We start from the raw sequence: 22,620 nt of genomic DNA, 5'->3' as shown, positions 1-22,620 counted from the left end.
TGTACTCTTTAATTCTTATTGGTCAGCGCGATGATCGCGTCGGCAACCACTTGGTCTGCGTTGGTCTGCGCCGCGGCTCTGGCCTTTATTGCCATCGCGAGTAAGCGGTTGCGATCCAGCGGCTGAATCTCCGCCACCAGCTTTTCCACGGTAAGCTGCGGTTGCTCAATCATCTTCGCTGCGCCGCAGGCGACCAGATGATCTGCGTTTAATGCCTGTTGGCGATCTTTATGCATAAACGGGATAAAAATGGCTGCCACGCCCGCGGCAGAAACTTCAGATACCGTCAACGCACCAGAGCGACACACCAACAGATCTGCCCATGCATATTCGGCGGCGACATCGTCGATAAACTCACTCACTTGTGCGTATTTGACGCCCGCTTGTTGGTAGGCTTGTTCGACCTCTTGCGCATTACCTTTTCCAGCTTGGTGGCGAATCTCAAAGCCGCTACCTAAGGTCGCCATAACCGCAGGCATGGTTTGATTGAGAATGCGTGCGCCCTGACTGCCGCCCATCACCAAGATGCGGATTGGCCCTTGGCGGCTTTGCATGCGTTGTAGCGGTTCAGCGAGAGCGACCACATCATCGCGTACCGGGTTGCCGACCACGTCAGCTTGTGGAAATGCGCCTGGAAAAGCTTGGAACACTTTTTTAGCAATTTTTGCCAGCCATTGATTGGTTAAACCCGCCACCGCGTTTTGTTCATGCAGCACCACTGGAATGCCGGATAGCCAGGCCGCGATGCCACCCGGACCACTGACGTAGCCGCCCATCCCCAGTACCGCATCCGGCTGCCACGCTTTGATGTGCGCTTTCGCTTGTAAAATAGCGTTGATGATTTGAAACGGCGCAACCAGTAGGCGCTTCCATCCTTGACCACGCAGTCCTTTGACTTTAATAAAATCGATCTCAACGCCGTGTTTCGGCACCAATTCAGCTTCCATTCGATCGGCCGTGCCCAGCCAGCGGATTTCCCAGCCCTGTTGCTGAAGTTTTTTGGCAACAGCCAAGCCCGGGAACACGTGTCCCCCTGTTCCGCCGGCCATTACCATCAGTCGTTTATTGTTTTTCATCTTGTGTTTGTGACTCTGCTTTTTTCACGGCTGGCATCAGCCGACATTCATGGTCAATTCGCAGCAGTATTGAGACCGCCACCGACATAATAATCAAACTGGAGCCACCGTAACTGATCAAAGGCAAGGTTAAGCCTTTGGTTGGTACCATCCCCGCAGCCGCACCAACGTTAATTAAGGTTTGAAAGGCAAACCAGATACCGATACCAAAAGCGAGATAACCACCAAACTGAAACTGATGCTCAAAGGCTTTCTTACCAATGAATACCGCTTTCAGTACTAGGCTGAAGATCAGCATCAACACCAGCACGACGCCAATAAAACCCAACTCTTCGGCCATCACGGCAAAAACAAAGTCGGTATGAGCCTCTGGCAAGTACTCAAGTTTTTGAATCGAGTTACCTAAGCCCTGACCAAACCATTCGCCACGGCCAAATGCCATCAAGGATTGCGTTAACTGGTAGCCACTGCCAAACGGGTCTTCCCACGGGTCAAGAAACGACGTCACTCGGCGCACTCGGTATGGCTCTATCAGGATAAGTCCAACGACCGCGCTGACGCCTGCCACCATTAAGGCGAGAAACTGGCTCAGCTTTGCTCCGGCAATAAACAACATGCCAAACAGTGTCACCAGCATCACCACCACTGTGCCTAGATCCGGCTGACCTAACAGCAACACCGCCAGCGCCGCAAACACCATGATCGGTTTCATAAAGCCGCCAAAAAAAGTCGCTCTCACTTCATCTTGTTTACGCACCAGATAACTGGACATAAAGATAAACAGCGACAGTTTGGCGACTTCCGCAGGCTGAAGGTTAAACAGCCCTAGCGGGATCCAGCGCGATGCACCGTTGACCGATTTCCCCGCCAGCAACACAACCACGAGCAGAGTGAAAGAGAGGCCAAGCAAATACGGACTATAGCGCTGCCACTTTTCCAACGGCATTTGTAACACCACCGCCGACGTGACCAATGCCAGAAAAAGAAACGTGGCATGGCGAAACATAAAGTGAAACGGTTGATCCGTCAGCCGCGAGCTGATCGGGAAAGAGGCCGACGTGACCATCACCAGCCCGATCAACATTAAACTGAGCGCGATCCACACCAGTTGGCGATCAAACAGCGCCTCTGGTGCGCTGTGACCAAACCATCCGAGCAGAGTTGTTCTGAAATGTGCTGCCTTGACCAAACGGTGAACCTATTACTATGCGTACTGGCGCGCCAGTTCAGCGAATCGATCGCCGCGCGCCATAAAGTTACTGAACTGGTCAAAACTAGCACAGGCAGGCGAAAGCATCACCATATCTCCCGATTGCAATTGCACAGATATCTGCTCAATCACATCTTCCATCCGTTCAAAGCGTTTGGCCGACGGATGCAAAGGCATAAACTTATCGCCATCCGCACCAAAACAGCAGAGTTCGACGGGCAAATTGGCCAAAACAGGGGCTAACGGTGAAAAATCGGCCCCTTTGCCGTCGCCACCGACCAAAAGATAGAGCTTGCCCGTGCAGTGCAAGCCCGACAAAGCTGCTTGAGTGCTGGCCAGATTAGTCGCTTTCGAATCATTGACCCACTTAATGCCGCGATTATCGGCGACAACCTGACACCGGTGTGTCAACCCGGTGTAAGACTTCAGCGCCTCCAGCCCTTTTCGATAATCAATTCCTGCCGCGCTTAGTAGGGCTAGCACGACCAACACGTTCGCCACGTTATGCTGACCCACCAGTTTTAACTCGCTGCTTGGCAAGATGGGCTGACCGTTTTGCGCCAACCATGACTGACCTTGCCAAGTGATTAAGCCAAATTCTTCTGCATCAGAGCCAAACGAGATCAATGGCATCGGCGAGAGCGGATAAGTTTGCACATCATCACGATTGACGATGGCGGTTTGCGCGTGTTGGAAAATGCGCAGTTTGGCTTGGCGATAGTCGTCCATGCCCTGATAGCGATCCATGTGATCTTCGGAAAGATTGAGAAACGCCGCCGCCACCAGTGACAAACTGGCGGTGGTTTCCAGCTGAAAACTCGACAACTCCAGCACGTAGAGTTCGACCTCTTGCTGCAACAAATCAAGAGCAGGTACACCAATGTTGCCACCGATGGCTGCTTTTACCCCGCAGGCATTGGCCATCACACCACACAGGTCGGTAACGGTGCTTTTGCCGTTGGAGCCGGTAATCGCCAACACTGGCTTGTCTGCCGCCCAGGCAAACAGCTCAATGTCACCAACCACAGGCGTACCTTTCGCAAGCACGGCCTGAATCTGTGGGGTTGCTAAAGCGATTCCGGGATTGGTGACCACCAGATCGGCTTGGCTAAGCCAAGCGTCATTCCAGCCACCCGTATGTAGCTCAATGCCTGCTGGCAGTTTGTCTGCGCCCGGCGGCGTCGGGCGAGTATCCATCACCTTAAGCTGCAACTGAGGTTGTGTTTTTCTCAGGTGTTTAACGACAGAGAGCCCGGTTATTCCGAGCCCTACGACCACCACATTTTTTATCGATTGCCAACGTTCCATATTCTTTCACACTGTAATTGTGCGGCGAGACGGCGCTTAACGCACTTTCAGCGTCGCAAGACCAATCAAGACCAAAACAATAGAGATGATCCAAAAGCGCACGATCACGCGCGGTTCTGGCCAACCTTTTAATTCGTAGTGATGGTGAATCGGTGCCATGCGGAAAATGCGCTGGCCACGTAACTTGTATGAGCCAACCTGAAGAATGACCGACAGGGTTTCCATCACAAACACGCCGCCCATGATCACCAACACCAGCTCTTGACGCACCAACACGGCGATGGTGCCCAGTGCACCACCAAGCGCTAACGAGCCGACATCACCCATAAATACTTGGGCTGGGTAAGTGTTAAACCACAGAAAGCCCAGCCCGGCGCCCACCATCGCGGTACACACCACCACCAGCTCAGAAGCATGCGGCAGATACGGAATATGCAGATATTGAGCGAAGTTGACGTTGCCAGTCGCCCAGGCAATCACGGCAAACCCGGCCGATACCAGTACAGTTGGCATGATGGCCAAACCATCTAATCCGTCGGTCAAATTGACCGCGTTTCCGGTTCCGACAATCACAAAATAGGTGAGGATAACGTACATTAAGCCAAGCTGCGGCATCACATCTTTGAAAAAAGGCACCACTAACTGAGTGGCAGCGGTGTCTTTGCCATACGCGTACAGAGCAAACGCCACAACGAGCGCAATCGCCGACTGCCAGAAATACTTCCAGCGAGCAATCAGGCCATCGGTGTTTTTGCGCACCACTTTACGATAATCGTCGGCAAAGCCAACTGCGCCATAACCAAGCAACACAGCCAGCACCGCCCACACATAGGGGTTCGAGAGGTTCGCCCACAGCAATACGGTAACCGTGATTGCCGTTAGGATCATGATGCCGCCCATGGTCGGGGTACCACGCTTACTGAAATGGGACTCCGGCCCCTCATTGCGCACCACTTGACCAATTTGCAGCAGTTGCAGCCGTTTGATCATCTTAGGCCCCATCCAAAGCGAGAGGCCAAGCGCCGTTAGGACACTTAAGATGGCGCGAAACGACAAGTATTCAAACAAGCGGAAGAAAGAAAAATATGGCTGTAGCAGCTCGGCAAGCCAAATAATCATTTAAAGTTCTCCTTCAAAGCAGCCACAACGTTACTCATGCCAGCCGAGTTCGCCCCTTTTACCAATAAGGTATGGCTCGATTCGGTGTCAGAAGCGAGATGCTGCTTGATATAATCGATCATGGCGCTATGGTCAGCGAAGTGAAGCCCCTGACACAGATCGCTAATCATTCTTGTGTCCTCACCAAAAGTAAGAACGTGCTCAAAACCAAATGGGGCAGCATGTTCACCGACTTGACGATGAAGTGCAAGACTTTCATCCCCCAATTCGGCCATGTAGCCTAAAATTAGCCAGCGCGTACCTGAAAAGCTCCCCAAAAGATCCACGGCGGCTTTCATTGCTGGGACGCTAGCATTATAGCTGTCATCGATCAGTTTAATCTTATCGGTGAGACGTTGGACATCCACGCGGCCTTTTACGGGCATCAAATTGCGCAGCCCTGCCTGAATTTCTTCCTTACTCGCACCAAAATGCAGCGCGATGATCGAAGCCGCAATCGCATTACTGACGTTATGCTGACCAATGATCCCCAGCGAGATAGGCCAAGCTTGCTGTGGCGTGTGCAAAACAAACTTTGCTAGGCCCTCTTCATTAAGATAAACGTCAGAGGCATAAAAGTCGGCATTTGGATCGTGCGCCGAGAAGGTCACGACTTTTTTATCGGCCAACACCGATTGCCATGCGTCTCCGCCGTTACTATCTAGGTTGACCACTGCCACATCGCCGGCAGCAAGCCCTTGATAGATTTCACCTTTCGCTTTTTTCACTCCGTCAATCGAGCCAAAGCCTTCCAGATGCGCGGCCGCCACGTTATTGACCAGGGCAATTTGCGGTTTGACTAAACGGGTGGTGTAAGCAATCTCGCCAATGTGGTTGGCACCCAGCTCAATCACCGCGTAGTCATCATCTTCTTGTGAGCGCAGCAGCGTAAGCGGCACGCCGATGTCGTTGTTAAAATTACCGGCGGTAAACAGCACCTTGCCTTTTTGCTGCAAAATACTGGCGGTCATCTCTTTGACGGTGGTTTTCCCGCAGCTTCCGGTGATCGCCACCGTCGCCGTCTGGCAGCGCTGATGCACATCGGCCGCTAACTGGCCGAGCGCCAGTTTCGTGTCTTGGACAACCACTTGCGCAACAGGCAGATCAAGCGCGCGTTGCACTAATAAAGCACTTGCGCCAGCCTGCAACGCTTGCTGGCAAAAATGGTGCGCGTCGAAACGATCTCCCACTAAGGCAACAAACAGCGCCCCTTTTTCAATCTGACGGGTGTCGGTGGAAACACTGGAAAAAAGAGCATCCTCACCGATAAGCTGGCCCTCAGTGAGCTGAGCCAAATGGCTAAGCGTGGTGTCTAGCATGGCTGAATTCCTAAAAGTTGCTGCGCCGATTCACGATCAGAATAGTGAATCGTCTGATGGGATAACACTTGGTAATCTTCGTGCCCTTTGCCCGCCAATAAAATGATGTCGTCGGCATGGGCATGCTGCAAGGCGTGTTGCAGCGCTTTGAAGCGATCATGCTCCACAACGGCCAACTGCGGCGAGGCAAGACCGGCTAACATATCGGCGATGATCTGCGAGGCATCTTCACTGCGTGGATTGTCATCGGTGAGGATCACACAATCCCCGAGCCGCTCGGCGATTTCCGCCATCATCGGCCGTTTGCCTTTGTCTCGGTCACCACCGCAGCCAAAAATGGCCCACAGCTTACCCTGACAATGTACGCGCAGCGCTTGCAAGGCTTTTTCCAGAGCGTCGGGCGTGTGAGCATAATCCACCACCACTTTTGCTCGGCCCGGAGCTTGGAAAAGCTCCATACGACCAAGCACGGGTTGCAATTGGGCCGCACTATCGAGCAGCGCTTGTTTATCAAAGCCGAGACTGAGCAAGGTGGCCAGTGCCAACATCAAATTGGTGGCATTGAATTCGCCGATCAGCGGCGCTTGAAAACGGCCAGTACCGAAACAGCCATCAAACTCAAGCGTGATGCCGCTTTGCGCGTAGTCGACACGCGTTGCCCAAAGGGTGCGCTCTGCGGACGTTTGTGGCTGCAGCGAGACAGCAATACCGCGCTCAAGCTCGGCAAACCATTGAGCACCAATCGGATCATCGACATTGATGATCGCTTGCTGGCATTGATGTTCAGTAAACAGGCTCATTTTGGCCTGTGCATAAGCCTCCATCGTGCCGTGGTAATCGAGGTGGTCACGACTTAAGTTAGTAAACACGCCTGCGGCAAAGTTGAGATCTTTCACTCGCCCTTGCACTAAGCCGTGAGAAGAGACTTCCAACGCGGTGGTTTGTGCGCCTTGCTGCGCTAGCGTCGCCAACGTTTTCTGCACTTCGACAGCGCTACCTGTGGTATTGGCGGCGGGCTGCAAGTTATGCAGAAAACCATTGCCTGTCGTCCCCATCACTGCCGCCGACTCACCGAGCAGTTGCAGCCACTGGGCGATCAATTGCGTGATGGTGGTTTTACCGTTGGTGCCCGTCACGCCAATCAAGCGCATCTGCGGATGCGGATAGAGTTTCCCGGCAATGGCCGAAAGCTGCATGTCGAGCTGCTCGACATACACCACGGGCACATCCCCTCGGTACTCCAAACTGGCGTGCGAATGTTGAGAGCAAGCACTGGCGATCACCGCATTGGCACCATTGGCGATGGCGGTATCGATAAAACGGCGACCGTCGGTTTGCTGGCCAATCATTGCCACGAAGGTATCCCCTGCACGAATCTTGCGACTGTCCAACTCAAGGGAAGTGACCGTTACGGCGTTGAGCTCTGGATAAATCGCCCAAGGCGATAACAAGCTGGCCAAACTGATGGATGTTGTCATGGTTTCAATTCTCCGAGCTAAGCTCAGGTATCAAGTTAATTCTGGAACTGGTTTTCATCTGGAGCGACATTTAAGATTTGCAGCGCCCCTTTCATAATTTCGGAAAAGACTGGCGAAGCGACCGAGCCACCGTAGTAATCATCGCCCTGCGGCTCGTTCACCACCACCACCAGCGCAATGCGCGGATCGCTCACTGGCGCAACGCCGGCGGTATAGGTGATGTACTCATCACTGTATCCACCCGCGCTCGCTTTGCGCGAGGTTCCGGTTTTCGCCCCGACCCGATAGCCGGGTACAGCCGCACGACGAGCTGAGCCGCCTTTTTGCGTCACGGTTTCCAACATATTAAGCACTTCTCGCGCATGCTTTTGCGACACCACCTGCTTGGCCATGTCGCGTTCATGACTTTCGATAATGTGGATCGGCTCATATTTGCCTTCGTTACCTAAAGTGGCATAGGCGTGCGCCAACTGGATTGGTGTCACAGACAAGCCATAGCCAAAAGCGAGCGTAGCGCGTTCAATCGGTGACCAGCGAGTACGCGTGGGGAAAATACCCGTCACTTCCCCCACTAAGTTCAGCCCGGACAGTTCACCTAAACCGACCGAGTTATACATTCCAAGTAGCGCTTCAATCGGCATCTCCATCGACAGTTTCGTCACGCCGATATTACTGGATTTTTTGAGAATTTCTGTGAGATTAGCCTTACCGACTTTCGAGACATCACGTACTCGGCTGCCTCCTACTTGCAAAATGCCGTTGCCCGTATCAATTACGGTATCTTTAGTCGCAACGCCGTTTTCCAGTGCCGCGAGAATAACAAACGGTTTGATGGTCGAGCCAGGCTCTAAGGAGTCGGTAATCACGCGGTTGCGCATTTTATAGCTTTGCCAGTCACTGCGGTTATTGGGGTTGTAAGATGGGGCGTTGACCATCGCCAGTACCGCGCCTGTTTTGACATCTAACATGACTGCAGACCCCGACGTCGCGCGATGATCCGCCACCGCCTGTTTGATGGCGCGATAGGCGATTGCTTGCAAACGTTGATCGATGGTCAGATTGAGCGGTTTGCCTTCTTGACGCTCTTCCAGCGCGATGTTTTCCACCACACGGCCATAGCGATCTTTACGGATGGTCTGTTTCCCCGCTTCGCCCGTCAGCCAATTGTCGTAACTGCGCTCAACCCCTTCCAAACCGTGGCCGTCAATACCAGTCACGCCCACTAGGTGCGCACTCACTTCTCCGGCGGGATAATAGCGACGAGACTCCTCTTTCAGCCCCACGCCCGGCAATTTCAGCTCGCGAATATAGTTGGCCATCGCAGGGCTGACTTGACGCTGCAAGTAGATAAAGCGCCGAGTTTCATTGCGGTGAATTCGCTCGATCAATTCGTCACGCTCAAGCCCGAGTACATCCGCTAAGGCATACCATCGCTGCGGGTTATCCAAGCCGTTTTCTTTGAAAATGGTCACCGGATCGGCCCACACGGCTTCCACCGGGACACTCACCGCCAGCGGCTCTCCATTCCTATCCGAAATGATCCCTCGCGCAGAAGGCAGCGCTTTGACGCGAATCGAACGCAAGTCCCCTTCACGAATCAGGTTATCAGGCTCCACCACCTGGATCAGCGCCAAACGCGCCACCAAGGCTGCAAACGCCAAGAAGACAAAAAACAGCACCAGATGGAAGCGCCAACGGATCAGTACCGGGCTCGCTTGCTCTCTCTCTGACGACTGAAGTTTACTTTTGCTCTTTTTCGCCATCATTTCAGATTGATCACCACTTCTTTGTCACCATCCGGACGGCGCATTTCCAACTCTTTCTTCGCCAGTTCCTGTACTCGGCTGTGCTCAGCCAGTGCCGTCTCTTCCAGCATTAAGTTACGCCACTCACTGTCGAGATGTTCACGCTCTTGCAAGGTTTGATCTTTAAAGGTGATCGCTTGACGAGTGTGGTGCGTGGCAAAGACCACGGCCATTGCCGTGGCAAAAATGCACAGCAGCAGCAAAAGTGTCACCCGACCTACAGTGAGTAAGTCGAGTAAAATTAATTTGGCGAGATTGGGCGTGCGCTTGGCCATGAATCAGAGTTTTTCAGCAATACGAAGAACCGAACTGCGCGAACGAGGGTTCATCTCAATTTCCGCTTCCGTTGGCATAATCGCTTTGCCAACCGTTTTCATATTGGCCGAACCTAACGCTTGAATTTGCGCTTCGGTCAGGGGGATCCCATAAGGCACTTCTGGCCCTTTGCTCTCTTTACGCATGAAACGTTTCACCATGCGATCTTCCAGCGAATGAAAGCTGATGACCGACAAACGCCCTTGTGGAGCCAAGATCGATGCTGCGCCTTTTAATGCGGTGTCGATCTCTTCCAATTCACTGTTGATGTAGATGCGAAAAGCTTGGAATGTGCGCGTCGCTGGGTGTTTTTTCTCTTTGAAACTTTTTGGCGCCGCTTCAGAGATCAATTTGGCCAGATGTGACGTACGTGTGAGCGGCTCTTTCTCTTCATTTTCCCGATGAGCGACGATCGCTTTGGCGATGCGGCGGGCATGTTTGTCTTCGCCGAACTCGCGGATCACCCACGTGATGTCATCAAGATCCGCTTCAAGCAACCACTGCGAGACTGGAATGCCCGACGTGGGATCCATGCGCATGTCGAGTGGGCCATCTTTCATAAAGCTAAAGCCGCGTTCAGCGTCATCCAACTGGGGGGAAGAAACGCCTAAATCGAGTAAAACACCATCCACCTTGCCGACTAAACCGTACTGCTCAGCGTACTTGGCCATGCCAGAAAATGGGCCATGGATAATGGTGAAACGTGGATCGTCAATTTTTCCCGCTTCAGCAATCGCCTGTGGGTCGCGATCAATACTGTAAAGGCGGCCATTTTCGCCCAAGCGCGACAAAATTGTCCGACTGTGACCACCGCGGCCAAACGTTCCATCAATGTAAATCCCGTCTGGCTTGATCGCTAAGCCGTCGATCGATTCATTGAGTAATACGGAGATGTGCTGGAATGTGTTGGTCATGGTCTTCTCGTTGAATAAGCTAAGCCTTGGACGGCGAATCATTAGTGTACTGATTTCCATCACCAGTGCCACTACTAGACTGGGCCTAGGCGTGATATAGCGCCAAGTTTATGGGTTGGTGAATAAAATACGTCAATAAAAAGCAAAAAACCCATCATTAACAAGTAATGATGGGTTTAAAGAGGTGGAGCCGACACATAAGCCGGGTTCTGTTCCGCTTGCGCGGCGGTAGCCATTCGTCTAGGCCAGCAATCACTCACTGGCTCGAGCAACCTACCCGCCTCCTTACGCGAGCAACGCAATGTGGAGGCCTATTTGGTCTTGCTTCAGGTGGAGTTTACCCTGCTACGAACTATTACTAGTCGTCCGGTGCGCTCTTACCGCACCCTTTCACCCTTACCTGATCCCCTTTTCTCTAACGAAAAAAAAAGCCATCGGCGGTCTTCTCTCTGCTGCACTTGTCGTAGGCTTGCGCCCCCCAGGCGTTACCTGGCACCTTGCTCTATGAAGCCCGGACTTTCCTCCCCTTTGTCAGTCTCCCGAAGGACGTCAACGTCAGTTTCCTAAAGGACCTCAACGTCAGTCTCCCGAAGGACATCAACAAAGCAGCGACTACCCAGTCAGCTCCGAGGGCGGATTGTATAGCCTTCTCACCAAGGTGTCTAGTCAGATCACATTATCGGCGCAAATTAGCGCTCATTTGCACAATCAACTCGCCTACATACGCGAACCATTACTGGTCGAGGTTTTCCAAACCCCATTTGTACAAGGCATTTTTCTTCACGTTGTAAATTTCCGCGACCATGGCAGCGGCACGTTTGAGCGGCAACTCTTTAACTAAGATGGTCAACGCGCGCAGCGCTTCTTCCGGCAGAGCATCTTCTGCACTGTCACGATAACCATGAATCAATAACGCCATTTCGCCTTTCTGCTGGTTTTCATCGCTTTTCACCCAGTCGACTAGCTCACCCAACGGCATTCCTTGGATAGTTTCAAAGGTTTTGGTCAGTTCCCGCGCCAGCACCACTTCACGATTTGGCCCAAGAATTTCCAGCATATCGTGCAGTGAGTCGATGATTCGGTGTGGTGACTCATAAAAAATACAGGTACGCTCTACCTTTGCAATCTCAAGCAATTTATCCTTACGGCCTTTACTTTTGGCAGGTAGGAAGCCTTCGAAACTGAATCGATCCGAAGGTAAGCCCGATGCAGACAAAGCGGTAATGACCGCGCAAGGGCCAGGTAACGGCACAACTTTAACGCCAGCCTGACGACATTGGGAAACCAGATGGTACCCTGGATCACTGATCAGCGGCGTCCCTGCATCAGAGACCAAAGCGATGTTTTGCCCAGCGAGCAGTTTATCGACCAGCACCTGTGCTTTTTGCTGTTCATTGTGATCATGTAAGGCAAAAGTTTTGGTTTGAATATTGAAGTGAGACAACAATTTACCTGTGTGACGAGTATCTTCGGCCGCGATGAGATCGACCGTTGATAGTACTTCGATGGCGCGATGGGTGATGTCCCCCAAGTTCCCAATTGGAGTAGGAACAATGTAGAGGGTGGCACCCGTGGCGGGTAAGTTATTTTTATCTGTCATTTGTTTACCATCACTTCAACGATTAAGATAGAGACAATTTTGTACGGAATTATAGAGAACTCACGGCAATGATTAACCATAAGAGACTCAGTGTACCACGCCTACTCACCCCTGTTGCACTGGCAATTACCTTAGCGGCCTGTTCTTCGGCGCCGAAGATGCCGACCAGTGTTGACATTACCCTTGAGCCGAGCCAGTCCGTTGAAGCTTACATTATCAATGCCGACAGCAGCGAAGGCAGTTTGCAAACCGACTGGCTAATTATGGCCACCAAAGCGGCATTACAGGCCAATCAGTTAGAGCAAGCCGATTTGCTTATCCAGCGCTTAGCTCGTCTGCCCATGAGCGAGAAACAGCAAGCCGAATGGCAACTTGCCCGAGCTACTTACCATCAAAAGAAAAATCAACCTCGCCTGATCACCGAGCTGCTCAATTTTAAGGCATGGTGGACGCTGGCCGACAGCCAATGGCAAGAGTACTACACCCTGCGTGCGCAAGCCTTTCAAGCGCTTGATCTCCCTTTTGAAGCCAACCGCCAATGGGTCGCGCTCAGCAAATACGTGCCAGAAGAGCAAAAAAGTGCCATCGCGGAACAGATTTGGGCCAATTTCAGCCGTTATTCACAGTACGAAATCACGCAACTGCATACCGAATCTGATGAAGAGGTGCTGGACGGCTGGCTGCAACTGGCGATTTACATGAAAAACATGGCGGGGAATGTTCCTCAGCTAAAAAATACCCTAGAGCATTGGCTCGCCGAGAATCCAAACCATCCGGCCGCGACTTATACACCGGTCGAAATACAGTCAATTCTGGCGTTGGAGATCATTAAACCGGTCAATACTGCCTTGCTTCTTCCGCTCAGCGGCAAGTTTGCCAAACAAGCACAACTGGTTCGTGACGGTTTCATTTTTGCCATGATGAATGACAGTGGGCGGGATCCAAATGCCACATTGACCGTAATTGATACCAACCTCTACCAAGCCAAGCAAATCAAGCAGCGCCTGATTGATGAGCAAATCGATTTTGTCGTTGGGCCACTGCGCAAAGAGATGATCGAGGCTTTACAGCAAGAACTGCAAGATGAAAACGGCAAGACACAAATTCCATCTTTGGCATTGAATATCCCCGACACCATTCAGCCAGGTACAGGCATCTGCTACGTCGCCCTCTCACCCGAACAAGAGGTAGCGCAAGCGGCGAAACATCTGTTTGCGGAAGGCTACAAATACCCGCTCATTCTGGCTCCGCAAGGTGCATTTGGTCAGCGCGTAGTCGCCGCGTTTGAGCAAGAATGGCAAAAGTACAGCACAGATAAACCAGCCCTAAGCTACTTTGGTGACAAACGCCAGCTACAACGAGACATCAACTCTGTATTTGGTTTGCAAGAGAGCCAGCAGCGCATCGCGCAGATGGAAAGCCTGATGAATGTGCCGATGGAAACTCAACCACGCAGCCGCCGTGATATCGATGCGGTGTATATTGCCGCGCGCAGCTCTGAGTTGACACTCATTAAACCCTTTATTGAAGTGGCCATAAACCCAGATACTAAGCCGCCGAAACTGTTCTCCAACTCCATGAGTAACAGTGGTGAGAAGCAGTATGAAGATCTCTCTGGCATCGCTTACAGTGACATTCCGCTGCTAATCCAGGCAAACCCTGCGCTGGATAATCAAATGAACCAATTGTGGCCAGAACAGTCAAACTTCCAAAAGCGCTTACAGGCACTCGGGATGGACTCTTACAAACTCATGGCAGAATTGCCGCAGATGAAAGTGGTCCCTAGCCATTCCGTCAATGGCAAAACAGGCCTGCTCACCATCGACAACAACTGTGTGGTGCAGCGCGAGATCAGTTGGTCAGAGCATGGCTCTCTTTAATCGCCGCGCTGTCGGTGAACAATACGAATCCCTGGCAAAGCGTTGGCTTATTGGCCAGGGATTGGTGTTTATTGAACAAAACTTCAACACTAAATTGGGTGAAATTGACCTTATTTTCCGCGATGGCGAGACCATTGTGTTTGTAGAAGTTAAATACCGGAAAAGCGTATACTACGGCCACGCCGCCGAAATGGTCTCTGCCGCAAAAGCAAACAAGTTACTCAAAACCGCTTATCTTTGGCTAGATCAACACGGATACAACGCTTGTAACACCGCGATCCGCTTTGATGTGATTGCAATACACAATAATGGCGACGATCTCCATTGGATAGATAACGCCATCACGCAAGGATAACCAATGCTCGACAGCATTAAAGACAGTTTTACCGAAAGTATTCAGATTCAAATTGCGGCCGCAGAAGCGCTGCCCGATGCGATTACCCATGCCGCGCAAGCGATGGTCGCCACGCTACTCAACGGACACAAAATTCTCTGCTGCGGCAACGGCGGTTCAGCAGCCAATGTCCAACAGTTTGTCTCTTGCCTGCTAAACCGTTTTGAGACCGAACGGCCGAGTTTACCCGCGATGGCACTGACCGCCGACAACACCACGCTAACCGCCGTGGCAAACGACTACCACTATCAAGAAATTTTTTCCAAACAGGTGCGGGCCTTTGGCCAACCAGGCGACATTCTTCTCGCTATTTCCACCAGTGGTAACAGTAAAAATATCATCAAAGCGATGGAAGCTGCGGTAACGCGTGACATGACGATCATTGCACTAACCGGCAAAGATGGCGGTGAAATGGCTGGGCTTCTGGGTGAAAACGATGTGGAAATTCGCATTCCCTCCCATCGTACTGCACGTATCCATGAAGTTCATATGGTGACCTTGCACTGCTTGTGCGATCTGATCGATCAGGTGCTCTTTCCAACTCATGAGGAATAAGAATGTTGCGTTACTCACTATTACTGCTCACAACGCTAATGCTCAGTGGATGCGCAGGGCTATTTATTGCTGGGGCGGCAACCACCGCTAACATCGTCACTGACACCAGAACCACCAAAGAGATTTGGCAGGACAACAATATCGAGTTTGAAATTGCCGCTATCGGCAACAAAGCCCCATACGTGGGCAAAGTGAGAATCGTCGCCAGTTCATACAACGGCACGGTAGTTTTGATGGGGCAAGCTTCCAGCGCCGAAGAGCGTGCGAGTTTCGAAAGCCAAGCTCGCAACGTTAAAGGGGTCAGCGTACTGCACAATCAGGTTAGAGTGAAAGCGCCACTCGGTGTGTCAGAGATCAGTAACGACAGTTGGATAACCACTAAGGTCAAATCCGCATTGTTGGCCGAGTCGGAGCTCAATGGCGTCAAAGTTAAAGTGATTACCGAAGATAAAGAGGTGTTTCTATTTGGCTACGTCACAGAGGCTCAAGCAAAAAAGGCCACTGAAGTCGCTCGCAATATTTCTGGCGTTAAGCAAGTGATCCGCGCCTTTGAATATGGCAACGCGAAAACCGAAGAGCAGTAACGGATAAATCACAAGTTGCAAAAAAACAAAAAGCAGCGTTCGCTGCTTTTTGTTTTACCTGATCACACTTATTTGACCACTCGTAAGCTTGGCTTGCCTTTAGGTCGAGTAGGTTCAGGATTAGAGTTTTCTGTTGAAGCCGTGTCTGAATCAAGGTCATCTAATGACAACTCCGAATCATCTACGTCTTCAAGCCACTCTTCTTCAATCTCACCAGTCACGTTAGTGTAGGCTTCTTCTGGCTCAAACATGGTGCCTGCGCCGTTCTCTCGAGCATAAATAGCCAACACAGCATGAAGCGGCACGATGACGGAATGAGGACGACCACTAAAGCGAGCATGGAACGAAATCGCCTCGTTGCCAAGTTCAAGCTGACCTACCGCTCTTGGCGCAATATTTAAGATGATCTGTCCATCTTGAACAAACTCAAGCGGCACTCTAACACCAGGCATTGTCGCCTGAACCACCAAATGTGGGGTCAGATCGTTGTCCACCAGCCAATCATAAAATGCACGGAGCATATATGGGCGGCGGGCAGTCATATTAGCAATTTCCATAACTTAACGAACCAGACGCATCTCACGTTCAGCTTCAGTCAAAGAAGCAAGGAATGAATCACGTTCAAAAACACGGTTCATGTAAGTCTTTATTTCCTTGGAACCAGGGCCAACTAGCTCAATACCCAATTGAGGCAAACGCCACAATAATGGGGCAAGATAGCAATCGACCAAGCTGAATTCTTCACTCATGAAGTACTCATACTCACCAAAAAGTGGCCCTAATGTCAGTAGATCATTACGTAGTTTGATACGCGCTTTTTCTGACTCTTCACCGTTGCCTTTCGCCACTACCTGTGCTAACGAATACCAGTTACGTTCGATACGGTACATCATCAGACGGCTGTTACCGCGAGCAACAGGGTATACAGGCATCAATGGTGGGTGTGGGAAGCGCTCATCCAAGTACTCCATGATGATCTTAGAGTCGTATAATGCCAGTTCGCGATCAACCAGAGTTGGCACTGACTTATAAGGATTTAGCTCGATAAGCTCTGCTGGTAAGTTGGTTTCATCAACCAGTTCAACCTCAACACTTACCCCTTTCTCAGCCAGAACAATACGCACCTGGTGGCTGTACAAATCTGATGCACTTGAGAATAAAGTCATCACAGAACGTTTATTGGCAGCTAAAGCCATGGGCCCTCCAGTACACTTAGGATAGAAAAAAACAATGGAGGCTAAGCCTCCATTGATCTGTCAATAAAATTGAGAATTAGCGCAGCATGATAGCACAATTAATGCACATCGCGCCAATACTCTTTCTTCAGCATCACAACCACGATAGTAAACAGCACAAGGAAGGCCATAACCCACCAGCCAAGATTATGACGCTCGAGTTTCACTGGGTCACCCGAGTAAACGAGGAAGTTAACCAGATCAAGCACAGCTCTGTCGTATTCGCCTTTGCTCAGCTCACCAGTACCGTCACTTTCGGTGCCAACCACAACTTGCACTTCGTGACCGTCAACAACTTTGGTTTCGTACACTGGTGTTGGGATGCCTTGTAACTCTTCTAGCACATGAGGCATACCTACGCTTGGGAAAACGATGTTGTTCACACCAAACGGACGCGACGGATCCACATAAAACGAACGCAAGTACGTGTAAATCCAGTCGGCACCACGCACACGAGCAACCAGGGTCAAATCTGGTGGTGGAGCACCAAACCAGTTTGCCGCTTGTTTAGGCGGCATGGCATTGACCATCAAGTCACCAATTTTCGACTCCGGATTAAACATCAGGTTTTCTTTCATCAGATCTGTTGGAATACCGATGTCATTGGCAACTCGCTCATAACGCTGATATTGCGTTGAGTGGCAGCCGAAACAGTAGTTCATAAACAGTTTAGCGCCGTTTTGCAGCGATGCCTGATCGGATAGGTCAACATTTGCCTTATCCAAGTGAACATTAACACCCGCCGCCATCGCCAGTGATGGCAACATCGCAAACAGAATTACAATCCATTTCTTCATTTGAATGTCACCCTCTCTGGTAATGGTTTTGTTGCTTCGTTCTTGCTGTACACATACAGAAGAATGAAGAACATGAAATAACCTAAGCTAAAGATCTGCGCGAGCAATGTGTATGTTGGGGTTGCAGGCAACGCACCAAGAATACCCAAAGCAATGAAGCTGATCGTAAACTGGATGATGTTAATCAAATGAATTTTGCTACGGTAACGGTAAGAGCGAACTTTACAACGATCAAACCACGGTAGTAGGAACAAGAAGACAATCGAAAGTCCCATCGCAACGACACCAATCAACTTGTCAGGTACCGCGCGCAAAATTGCGTAAAACGGGGTGAAGTACCACACTGGTGCAATGTGTGCTGGTGTTTTCAATGGGTTTGCTGCTTCAAAGTTAGGTGGCTCAAGGAAGTAACCGCCCATCTCTGGATTAAAGAACAACACGTAACAGAACAAGAATAGGAAGCCTGCGACGCCCACCAAATCTTTCACCGTTCCGTATGGGTGGAATGGAATCGAATCGATGATGTCGTATTTGTTTGAGTAGTACTCATGGAACTTGAACTGCGACTTGTAATCCGCGCCCATTTTACCTTTTGGCAACTTGGTCTCGATACCGTCTGGGTTGTTCGACCCCACTTCGTGTAGAGCAAGAATGTGCAACACGATAAGTAGTAGCAATACAATCGGCAAAGCAATAACGTGCAGCGCAAAGAAGCGGTTTAGCGTCGCGCCTGAGATGATGTAGTCACCACGAATCCACAGAGTAAGATCATCGCCGATAACCGGAATCGCACCAAACAGCGAAATAATTACCTGCGCGCCCCAGTAAGACATTTGGCCCCAAGGCAGTAGGTAACCCATAAAGGCTTCTGCCATCAGCACCAAAAAGATCAACATGCCGAAGATCCATAGCAACTCGCGTGGCTTCTGGTATGAGCCGTAAATCAAGCCACGGAACATATGCAGATAAACCACCACGAAGAATGCAGACGCGCCAGTTGAGTGCATGTAACGCAACAACCAGCCGTATTCCACATCGCGCATGATGTATTCGATTGAAGCAAACGCACCTTCACCCGAAGGAACGTAGTTCATCGTCAGCCAAATCCCCGTTAGGATCTGATTGACAAGAACAAGCATGGCTAAAGAACCAAAAAGGTACCAAAAATTGAAGTTCTTTGGCATAGGGTATTCGGATAAATGCTTTTTGTAAGCATTCATCGCTGGGATTCGTTTCTCAACCCAATCTAACAGTGCTTGCATTATGCATCTCCCTCGTCAACACCGATAAGAAGCTTGTCATCGCTCAAATACATGTGTTTAGGAATAACTAGGTTCAATGGAGCAGGAACGCCCTGGAATACTCGCCCAGCCATGTCAAACTTAGAACCATGACATGGACAGAAGAAGCCCGACTTAACCCCTTGAACTTGCTCTGAGAAAGAATCCGGTAAATACGTTGGGGAACATCCCAAGTGTGTACAAAAACCAACCGCAATGAAAAACTCAGGCTTAATTGAGCGAAACTCATTCTGAGCATAAGCTGGTTGTTGTTCCATTTCGGACTGAGGATCACGAAGTTGACCACCAATCGTTTTCAGGTTTTCCAGAACTTCTTGTGTGCGGCGTACAACCCAAACAGGTTTGCCTTGCCACTCGACGCGAATCATCTGACCGGCTTCAATTTTACTGATATCCACTTCCACCGGCGCACCCGCTGATTTCGCTTTGGCACTCGGATTCCAGGATTTGATAAAAGGAACGGCGACGGCAGCTGCCCCCAACCCACCAACCACTGCGGTTGTTGCGGTCAGAAAACGCCTGCGGCCGTTATTTAAAGGCGCGTTGCTCATCCAAACATTCTCCCATTTGCTCCTTTTGGATCGTGATTGTTCCGCTAATAGAGCATGGCTAACAAAATATGAATCTAGTTCTATTTATTGACGAGAAATGATAAATAAAACCCTACTTTTTGACAAGATAAAGCTACCTTTTTGTAACATTTGTGAGGCAAATCGCTCACGTCGTCACAAAAGCGGCAAAATTCTAAATATTTGATGTGAGGTGTAACAAAGAAAGGAGAATAACTAATTCAAAATAAACAAAAAGCTCGGCATATAGCCGAGCTTTGAACCACAATTTCCATGGATAAATCCAAGAGAAATTCTCTGTAAGCGTAAGATTAACGCTTAGAGAACTGTGGACGACGACGTGCTTTACGTAGACCCACTTTCTTACGTTCAACGCAACGAGCGTCACGAGTAACGTAGCCAGCAGCACGTAGAGCAGGACGTAGAGATTCATCGTATTCCATTAGAGCACGAGTGATACCGTGACGGATTGCACCCGCTTGACCAGAAATACCGCCACCTTTTACAGTTACGTATAGATCTAGTTTCTCTACCATGTCTACCAATTCAAGAGGTTGCTTAACAACCATGCAAGAAGTTGGACGACCGAAGTACTCTTCAAGCGCACGCTTGTTGATTACGATGTTGCCGCTGCCTGGTTTGATGAAAACACGTGCAGCTGAGCTTTTGCGACGGCCAGTGCCGTAGTATTGATTCTCTGCCATTTTCGAAATCCCCAATTAGATGTCTAGTACTTTTGGTTGTTGAGCAACATGGTTGTGCTCAGCGCCAGCGTAAACTTTCAGCTTACGGTACATAGCACGGCCTAGAGGACCACGTGGTAGCATACCTTTAACTGCCAGCTCAATGACCATTTCTGGTTTACGAACAATCAGCTTGTCAAAAGTGATTGACTTAATACCACCAGGGAATTCAGTGTGACGGTAGTAAGTTTTTGCTGCAGCTTTGTTACCAGTTACAGTAACTTTCTCCGCGTTTACAACGATGATGTAATCACCAGTGTCAACGTGTGGAGTGTACTCAGCTTTGTGTTTGCCACGTAGGCGAGATGCAATTTCACTTGCTAGACGGCCAAGAGTTTTACCTTCAGCGTCTACAACATACCAGTCGCGTTTTACAGTTTCTGGTTTAGCAACGAAAGTTTTCATGCTAATAATAACCCGTTAATTCAAATTTAAACTTTAAAGGAACACACCGCTGTGCTCCCACACTGTCTAAGAGCCCAGTCATCACCCCTTCGAGCGGTTGGCACTCTCGACCTTCTATCTCGAATAACTTCGATAATCAGGTCTGCAGTAACGGTGGGTCGCAGGATTATAGAGAAGGGCGAAGAAAAAATCACCTTTTTTTGCACTCAATCACTAATTTTTTCTGCGTATTTTCCTCGAAAGGCTGAAACCTAAGCCAAGTGTTCTTTAGCTAAGTACTCATGACTTTGCATTTCCGTTAAGCGAGACAAACACCGTTTAAATTCGAACTCTAGCCGTCCTTGGGTGTAGAGCATCGCCATCGGCACTTGGGCAGAAATGATCAGTTTGACGTGACGTTCATAGAACTCATCCACCAACGCGATAAAACGCCTAGCCGCATCGTCAATTTTGTTGTCCATTTGCTGAACGTCCGCTAACAACACTGTGTGGTATATCTTTGATATTTCTATATAGTCATTCTGACTTCTTGCCGTTTGACAAAGCTGAGCAAACGTTGCGTACAGCACGCCATTACTGGCTTCAACCACCTCTATCTGGCGATGATTGATCTCGACTGAGGTGTGCTTATGGCTATCGTCACCCGACAGTTGTTGGTAGTAGCGTTGCAAATTGCGGCTTGCATCTGCATCTAACGGGTGATGATAAATTTCAGCTTGCTGCAAGGTTCTTAGGCGATAGTCGATGCCGCTATCGACGTTAATCACCTGACAATGCGTTTCGATCAGTTCAATCGCAGGTAGAAAACGTGCACGTTGCAAACCATTGCGATAGAGATCTTTTGGCTCAATATTCGACGTCGCGACCAAAATCATCCCTCTTTTGAACATTTCCTGCATCAAGGTACCAAGGATCATGGCATCGGTAATATCGGAAACAAAGAATTCATCAAAACAGACAATGTCCGCTTCCTGTTTAAAACGCTCCGCCACCTTTTCTAGCGGATTCTCCACCTCAGCCAGTTTTTTCAACTCGTCATGCACCCGATACATGAAACGGTGAAAGTGCACTCGCATCTTACGCTGGGTTGGCAAAGCGTCGAAAAAGGTATCCATTAGATAGGTTTTGCCCCGCCCGACGCCGCCCCAGAAGTAAAGCCCTTGAGGCACCTTAGGACGAGATGGCTTCTTTCCTAGCCATTGTTGCCAGCGAGGCACACTTTCAACTGGCGTAGCGGAATATTGGATAAATTGGTGAAAAAGCGAGTCTAACGCCCGCACGGCTTGGTATTGAGCAGGATCTTTTTTAAAGCCTTGATGCTCGATATCGTGTTCGTATTTTTCTAATGGGCTCATTGTTGTCATACCAAAACAGGACAAAGCGATACAATTACTAGGATGAGAAATCGGTGTTGCTATTTTTCTTTATTGACCACTTTTCCCATAGTAACATGGTCACGCAATACGTGTAACTAAGCAGTAAAAAACATGTTAAAACAACTATAAGGAGCTGTTATGCCTTGGATGTATGCCATCGTAGGCTTGCTGGTCGGTGCGATTGTCGGCGTTATAATTTCCAGACTGACTACCCCCGAATACAAGAAACAGAAATCGGTCAAAAAGGAGCTGGAAGTCGCTAAATATGCGCTGGAACAGCAACGTCAAGAACTGGCGGACCACTTTGCTCAAACCGCAGAATTACTTGAAACGCTAGGCAAGGACTACAGTAAGCTGTATCAGCACATGGCGAAGACCTCAGCTGACTTGCTGCCAAACCTGCCCGAACAAGATAATCCTTTTGATAAAAAAGCGATTACTTCAGAGAGTGAAACCACAACTGAGGCACAGTCTGAAGGCATGACGGAGCAACCGAAAGATTATGCCAATGGAGCAACTGGCCTTTTTAGCGGTGAGAAAAAAGAGATTTTAACGGCAACTGACGCAGTAACCGCTAAAGCGTCGTAAAATTTCTGCT

The 22,620-nt window shown here is 49.9% G+C and carries 23 protein-coding genes and 1 other RNA gene; 5 read left to right on the top strand and 19 right to left on the bottom strand.

What is annotated here, in order from left to right; all coding sequences use genetic code 11:
• Positions 1-8: 8 nt before the first annotated feature.
• The 11 genes from murG to rsmI all read right to left on the bottom strand — a co-directional run bounded on the left by murG (position 9) and on the right by rsmI (position 12,183).
• A complete protein-coding gene (gene murG / locus I3X05_RS02135) occupies positions 9-1,076 on the bottom strand; it encodes an undecaprenyldiphospho-muramoylpentapeptide beta-N-acetylglucosaminyltransferase (RefSeq protein WP_045569892.1) in 1,068 nt (355 codons plus the stop codon).
• Entirely contained in the window at positions 1,063-2,265 is a 1,203-nt protein-coding gene (ftsW, locus tag I3X05_RS02130) for a cell division protein FtsW (RefSeq protein WP_045569891.1), read from the bottom strand. Before ftsW ends, murG begins: the two co-directional genes overlap by 14 nt.
• 15 nt (positions 2,266-2,280) lie before the next feature.
• Entirely contained in the window at positions 2,281-3,594 is a 1,314-nt protein-coding gene (gene murD, locus I3X05_RS02125; RefSeq protein WP_045569890.1) for a UDP-N-acetylmuramoyl-L-alanine--D-glutamate ligase, read from the bottom strand.
• A 36-nt stretch (positions 3,595-3,630) separates the two neighbouring features.
• A complete protein-coding gene (mraY, locus tag I3X05_RS02120; protein ID WP_039423983.1) occupies positions 3,631-4,713 on the bottom strand; it encodes a phospho-N-acetylmuramoyl-pentapeptide-transferase in 1,083 nt (360 codons plus the stop codon).
• A complete protein-coding gene (locus I3X05_RS02115) occupies positions 4,710-6,071 on the bottom strand; it encodes a UDP-N-acetylmuramoyl-tripeptide--D-alanyl-D-alanine ligase (protein WP_193166844.1) in 1,362 nt (453 codons plus the stop codon). Before I3X05_RS02115 ends, mraY begins: the two co-directional genes overlap by 4 nt.
• On the bottom strand, positions 6,065-7,549 hold the full coding sequence (gene murE / locus I3X05_RS02110; protein WP_337970932.1) for a UDP-N-acetylmuramoyl-L-alanyl-D-glutamate--2,6-diaminopimelate ligase: 1,485 nt from the start codon (positions 7,547-7,549) through the stop codon (positions 6,065-6,067). Before murE ends, I3X05_RS02115 begins: the two co-directional genes overlap by 7 nt.
• Before the next feature lie 35 nt (positions 7,550-7,584).
• On the bottom strand, positions 7,585-9,315 hold the full coding sequence (locus I3X05_RS02105) for a penicillin-binding transpeptidase domain-containing protein (RefSeq protein ID WP_045569887.1): 1,731 nt from the start codon (positions 9,313-9,315) through the stop codon (positions 7,585-7,587).
• Positions 9,312-9,629, bottom strand: a complete 318-nt coding sequence (ftsL, locus tag I3X05_RS02100) for a cell division protein FtsL (RefSeq protein ID WP_045569886.1) — start codon at positions 9,627-9,629, stop codon at positions 9,312-9,314. The genes I3X05_RS02105 and ftsL overlap by 4 nt, the downstream gene beginning before the upstream one ends.
• 3 nt (positions 9,630-9,632) lie before the next feature.
• Positions 9,633-10,583 carry a 16S rRNA (cytosine(1402)-N(4))-methyltransferase RsmH gene (rsmH, locus tag I3X05_RS02095; RefSeq protein ID WP_045569885.1) on the bottom strand — a complete coding sequence of 317 codons (951 nt, stop codon included), beginning with the start codon at positions 10,581-10,583 and terminating at the stop codon, positions 9,633-9,635.
• Between the two features lie 182 nt (positions 10,584-10,765).
• Positions 10,766-11,211: RNase P RNA component class A (rnpB, locus tag I3X05_RS02090), an RNA gene on the bottom strand.
• A gap of 105 nt (positions 11,212-11,316) precedes the next feature.
• Positions 11,317-12,183, bottom strand: coding sequence for a 16S rRNA (cytidine(1402)-2'-O)-methyltransferase (gene rsmI / locus I3X05_RS02085; protein ID WP_193187808.1), 867 nt, complete (start codon positions 12,181-12,183; stop codon positions 11,317-11,319).
• Between the two features lie 68 nt (positions 12,184-12,251).
• Here rsmI and I3X05_RS02080 point away from each other — a divergent pair, with 68 nt between their 5' ends.
• From I3X05_RS02080 to I3X05_RS02065, 4 genes are read left to right on the top strand one after another with little or no spacing between them, the layout of a single operon-like run.
• The gene (locus I3X05_RS02080; RefSeq protein ID WP_337970931.1) at positions 12,252-14,063 is read left to right on the top strand and encodes a penicillin-binding protein activator; all 1,812 of its coding nucleotides are present in this window, start codon (positions 12,252-12,254) and stop codon (positions 14,061-14,063) included.
• A complete protein-coding gene (locus tag I3X05_RS02075) occupies positions 14,050-14,418 on the top strand; it encodes a YraN family protein (RefSeq protein WP_045569882.1) in 369 nt (122 codons plus the stop codon). The genes I3X05_RS02080 and I3X05_RS02075 overlap by 14 nt, the downstream gene beginning before the upstream one ends.
• A 3-nt stretch (positions 14,419-14,421) precedes the next feature.
• Complete coding sequence (locus tag I3X05_RS02070) at positions 14,422-15,012, top strand: phosphoheptose isomerase (protein WP_039423958.1); 591 nt, start codon at positions 14,422-14,424, stop codon at positions 15,010-15,012.
• Between the two features lie 2 nt (positions 15,013-15,014).
• On the top strand, positions 15,015-15,596 hold the full coding sequence (locus tag I3X05_RS02065; RefSeq protein WP_045569881.1) for a BON domain-containing protein: 582 nt from the start codon (positions 15,015-15,017) through the stop codon (positions 15,594-15,596).
• A gap of 68 nt (positions 15,597-15,664) precedes the next feature.
• Here I3X05_RS02065 and sspB read toward each other — a convergent pair whose 3' ends face one another.
• The 8 genes from sspB to zapE form a co-directional block, all read right to left on the bottom strand.
• On the bottom strand, positions 15,665-16,153 hold the full coding sequence (gene sspB, locus I3X05_RS02060) for a ClpXP protease specificity-enhancing factor (RefSeq protein WP_045569880.1): 489 nt from the start codon (positions 16,151-16,153) through the stop codon (positions 15,665-15,667).
• Positions 16,154-16,156: 3 nt separating this feature from the next.
• Positions 16,157-16,792, bottom strand: a complete 636-nt coding sequence (gene sspA, locus I3X05_RS02055; RefSeq protein ID WP_045569879.1) for a stringent starvation protein SspA — start codon at positions 16,790-16,792, stop codon at positions 16,157-16,159.
• Positions 16,793-16,890: 98 nt separating this feature from the next.
• Positions 16,891-17,628, bottom strand: coding sequence for a cytochrome c1 (locus I3X05_RS02050; RefSeq protein WP_045569878.1), 738 nt, complete (start codon positions 17,626-17,628; stop codon positions 16,891-16,893).
• Positions 17,625-18,890, bottom strand: coding sequence for a cytochrome b (locus I3X05_RS02045; RefSeq protein WP_045569877.1), 1,266 nt, complete (start codon positions 18,888-18,890; stop codon positions 17,625-17,627). Before I3X05_RS02045 ends, I3X05_RS02050 begins: the two co-directional genes overlap by 4 nt.
• The gene (gene petA / locus I3X05_RS02040) at positions 18,890-19,480 is read right to left on the bottom strand and encodes a ubiquinol-cytochrome c reductase iron-sulfur subunit (protein ID WP_045569876.1); all 591 of its coding nucleotides are present in this window, start codon (positions 19,478-19,480) and stop codon (positions 18,890-18,892) included. The genes I3X05_RS02045 and petA overlap by 1 nt, the downstream gene beginning before the upstream one ends.
• Positions 19,481-19,809: 329 nt before the next feature.
• On the bottom strand, positions 19,810-20,202 hold the full coding sequence (gene rpsI / locus I3X05_RS02035; RefSeq protein WP_039423934.1) for a 30S ribosomal protein S9: 393 nt from the start codon (positions 20,200-20,202) through the stop codon (positions 19,810-19,812).
• 15 nt (positions 20,203-20,217) lie between these two features.
• The gene (gene rplM / locus I3X05_RS02030; RefSeq protein ID WP_039423932.1) at positions 20,218-20,646 is read right to left on the bottom strand and encodes a 50S ribosomal protein L13; all 429 of its coding nucleotides are present in this window, start codon (positions 20,644-20,646) and stop codon (positions 20,218-20,220) included.
• 251 nt (positions 20,647-20,897) lie between these two features.
• Positions 20,898-22,001, bottom strand: coding sequence for a cell division protein ZapE (gene zapE, locus I3X05_RS02025; RefSeq protein WP_045569875.1), 1,104 nt, complete (start codon positions 21,999-22,001; stop codon positions 20,898-20,900).
• Between the two features lie 159 nt (positions 22,002-22,160).
• On the opposite strand from zapE, the gene zapG reads away from it, so the two are divergent.
• Positions 22,161-22,610 carry a Z-ring associated protein ZapG gene (gene zapG / locus I3X05_RS02020; protein WP_045569874.1) on the top strand — a complete coding sequence of 150 codons (450 nt, stop codon included), beginning with the start codon at positions 22,161-22,163 and terminating at the stop codon, positions 22,608-22,610.
• The last annotated feature ends 10 nt before the right edge of the window (positions 22,611-22,620 follow it).

It is taken from the genome of Vibrio navarrensis (genome assembly GCF_015767675.1).
Classification (GTDB): domain Bacteria; phylum Pseudomonadota; class Gammaproteobacteria; order Enterobacterales; family Vibrionaceae; genus Vibrio.
This window is presented reverse-complemented; position numbering and strand designations above follow the sequence as displayed.

Excerpts from the sequence above, each read along its gene's own strand:
- murG (WP_045569892.1), bottom strand. The coding sequence starts at position 1,076 with ATGAAAAACAATAAACGACTGATGGTAATGGCCGGCGGAACAGGGGGA.
- murD (WP_045569890.1), bottom strand. The coding sequence starts at position 3,594 with ATGGAACGTTGGCAATCGATAAAAAATGTGGTGGTCGTAGGGCTCGGA.
- mraY (WP_039423983.1), bottom strand. The coding sequence starts at position 4,713 with ATGATTATTTGGCTTGCCGAGCTGCTACAGCCATATTTTTCTTTCTTC.
- I3X05_RS02115 (WP_193166844.1), bottom strand. The coding sequence starts at position 6,071 with ATGCTAGACACCACGCTTAGCCATTTGGCTCAGCTCACTGAGGGCCAG.
- murE (WP_337970932.1), bottom strand. The coding sequence starts at position 7,549 with ATGACAACATCCATCAGTTTGGCCAGCTTGTTATCGCCTTGGGCGATT.
- I3X05_RS02105 (WP_045569887.1), bottom strand. The coding sequence starts at position 9,315 with ATGATGGCGAAAAAGAGCAAAAGTAAACTTCAGTCGTCAGAGAGAGAG.
- ftsL (WP_045569886.1), bottom strand. The coding sequence starts at position 9,629 with ATGGCCAAGCGCACGCCCAATCTCGCCAAATTAATTTTACTCGACTTA.
- rsmH (WP_045569885.1), bottom strand. The coding sequence starts at position 10,583 with ATGACCAACACATTCCAGCACATCTCCGTATTACTCAATGAATCGATC.
- rsmI (WP_193187808.1), bottom strand. The coding sequence starts at position 12,183 with ATGACAGATAAAAATAACTTACCCGCCACGGGTGCCACCCTCTACATT.
- I3X05_RS02080 (WP_337970931.1), top strand. The coding sequence starts at position 12,252 with ATGATTAACCATAAGAGACTCAGTGTACCACGCCTACTCACCCCTGTT.
- I3X05_RS02075 (WP_045569882.1), top strand. The coding sequence starts at position 14,050 with ATGGCTCTCTTTAATCGCCGCGCTGTCGGTGAACAATACGAATCCCTG.
- I3X05_RS02070 (WP_039423958.1), top strand. The coding sequence starts at position 14,422 with ATGCTCGACAGCATTAAAGACAGTTTTACCGAAAGTATTCAGATTCAA.
- I3X05_RS02065 (WP_045569881.1), top strand. The coding sequence starts at position 15,015 with ATGTTGCGTTACTCACTATTACTGCTCACAACGCTAATGCTCAGTGGA.
- sspB (WP_045569880.1), bottom strand. The coding sequence starts at position 16,153 with ATGGAAATTGCTAATATGACTGCCCGCCGCCCATATATGCTCCGTGCA.
- sspA (WP_045569879.1), bottom strand. The coding sequence starts at position 16,792 with ATGGCTTTAGCTGCCAATAAACGTTCTGTGATGACTTTATTCTCAAGT.
- I3X05_RS02050 (WP_045569878.1), bottom strand. The coding sequence starts at position 17,628 with ATGAAGAAATGGATTGTAATTCTGTTTGCGATGTTGCCATCACTGGCG.
- I3X05_RS02045 (WP_045569877.1), bottom strand. The coding sequence starts at position 18,890 with ATGCAAGCACTGTTAGATTGGGTTGAGAAACGAATCCCAGCGATGAAT.
- petA (WP_045569876.1), bottom strand. The coding sequence starts at position 19,480 with ATGAGCAACGCGCCTTTAAATAACGGCCGCAGGCGTTTTCTGACCGCA.
- rpsI (WP_039423934.1), bottom strand. The coding sequence starts at position 20,202 with ATGGCAGAGAATCAATACTACGGCACTGGCCGTCGCAAAAGCTCAGCT.
- rplM (WP_039423932.1), bottom strand. The coding sequence starts at position 20,646 with ATGAAAACTTTCGTTGCTAAACCAGAAACTGTAAAACGCGACTGGTAT.
- zapE (WP_045569875.1), bottom strand. The coding sequence starts at position 22,001 with ATGAGCCCATTAGAAAAATACGAACACGATATCGAGCATCAAGGCTTT.
- zapG (WP_045569874.1), top strand. The coding sequence starts at position 22,161 with ATGCCTTGGATGTATGCCATCGTAGGCTTGCTGGTCGGTGCGATTGTC.